Source organism: Kineococcus indalonis (assembly GCF_009906395.1).
Classification (GTDB): domain Bacteria; phylum Actinomycetota; class Actinomycetes; order Actinomycetales; family Kineococcaceae; genus Kineococcus; species Kineococcus indalonis.
The window spans coordinates 1-1,577 of sequence record NZ_JAAALM010000707.1 but is presented as its reverse complement, the minus strand read 5'-3'; the positions used below and the strand labels follow the sequence as shown (position 1 = coordinate 1,577).

Sequence of the window (1,577 nt, the reverse complement as noted above, 5' to 3'; positions counted from 1 at the left end):
GCCCGTCGGCGGCGCGCCCGGCGAGCGGCCCGGCGAGCGCGCCCGCGGCGCCGACGCCTCCCCGCCGCAGTCCCTGGACGAGATGCTCGCCGGCGTCGACCTGGGGCGCAGCGAGGGGCCCGGGCGCGGGCACACCCTCCAGCGGCACGTGGACGTCGACGACCGCCACCTGCGCGAGCGGCTGACGCTGGGCACGCTGGACCCCGGCACCGGCCGGCGCGGGGGCAGGCCGCCCGCCGCCTCGCGCTGGGCGGACCTCGCCACCGCCGAGCGGACCGTCACGGCCGCGCTGCGCGCGCACGAGGCCGAGGTGCGGCGCGCCCTCGCCGGCGGCGGCAGGATCACCCTGGAGGTCCCGGTCGACGCCTCGGCGGGCACGGTCCTCGTCCGCGACGGCCCCGGCGTCCGGCCGGTGCCCGCCCACCGCGCCGTCGTCGTGCTGCACCGCGACCCCGCCGGCCACCCCCACGTCCTCACCGCCTACCTCGACAGGGAGAGAGCCCGCTGATGGAGCGCCCCCGGGACGACGTCTTCTCCTCCTCCGTCGGCACCGACACGGACGGGCGCGCCACCTCCCCGCGCGAGGCGGTCGAGCTGCACCTGTCCCTGGGCGGGCCGCAGCAGGCCGCGGCCTCGCTCGCCGTGCTGCGCCAGGTCACCGCCGGGGTGAGCACCGAGGAGGCGGTGCGCGACGTCGCCCACGACCTGGGCGCCGGCACGTACGACCCGCCCGACGGGAGCTCCTGGCTGGAGTGGCTGGCCTGGTACCGCGAGCGCCTGCAGCAGGCCGTGGACGACCCGGCGACGATCCTCTCGCCCGGCGCGCTGCCCGAGTGGCCCTACCCGTGGCGGCTGCGCGACGGCGCCGCCGCCGACGGCGCGACCCTGCGGCGCGCGGCGCGCGTCCTCACCGACCGCCACCGCCACGACGTGGACGCCTGGCTGGCCGACCCGGACGCGGGCACCCGCCTGCACCTGGTCGGCGACGTCGGCGCCGACGTCGGGCGGGCGGTGCGCCTGGCGCCGCTGCTGCGCCGCGGCGTCGTCGCCTCCGCGGTGCGCACCACCCGCGCCGCGGTGGTGCTGCGGCGCCTGGACGCCGGGGACGCCGGCCCGGCCGCCGAGGTGGCCGCCGCGCACCCCGCCGAGCCGTGGGAGCACCCCGCCGCGGCGTCCTGGCGGCGGGCGTGGCCGGCGCTGACCTCCTTCCTGGGCGGCTGGTTCAACGCCGCCGACCTGGCCGACGAGCCGGACTGGAACGAGTGGGCGGCGCTGGGCGCCGAGGCGCCCGCCTTCCTCGACCGGGTCGCCGACGAGCTGCCGCAGCTGCTGGCCCGCGACGAGGTGGAGCTGCGCGCGGCCGTCGACGCCCTGGGCTGCTACGCCGAACCGCCCCACCTGCGCCGGTGGCTGGGGTGGACGTCCTGGCGGATCCAGCGCTTCGACTGGAGCTGACGCGCGCGCCGCGACGGGGGTCTCCTGGCCGTGGGGCTGGAACGTGGCCGGGGTGCTGCTGCTCGGCGGGCTCGCCACGGTCCTGGCCGCCGCCGCCGCGGCGGCCCGCGGCACCTCCCGCC

General features: G+C 80.5%; 2 protein-coding genes. Both read left to right on the top strand.

Annotated features, from left to right (window positions below; translation table 11 throughout):
• Positions 1-508, top strand: a 508-nt coding sequence (locus GTR00_RS20480) for an RNase A-like domain-containing protein (protein WP_205706300.1), incomplete at its 5' end; no start/stop codon positions are given.
• Positions 508-1,455 carry a hypothetical protein gene (locus GTR00_RS20475; protein ID WP_166613370.1) on the top strand — a complete coding sequence of 316 codons (948 nt, stop codon included), beginning with the start codon at positions 508-510 and terminating at the stop codon, positions 1,453-1,455. The genes GTR00_RS20480 and GTR00_RS20475, both read left to right, overlap by 1 nt.
• The last annotated feature ends 122 nt before the right edge of the window (positions 1,456-1,577 follow it).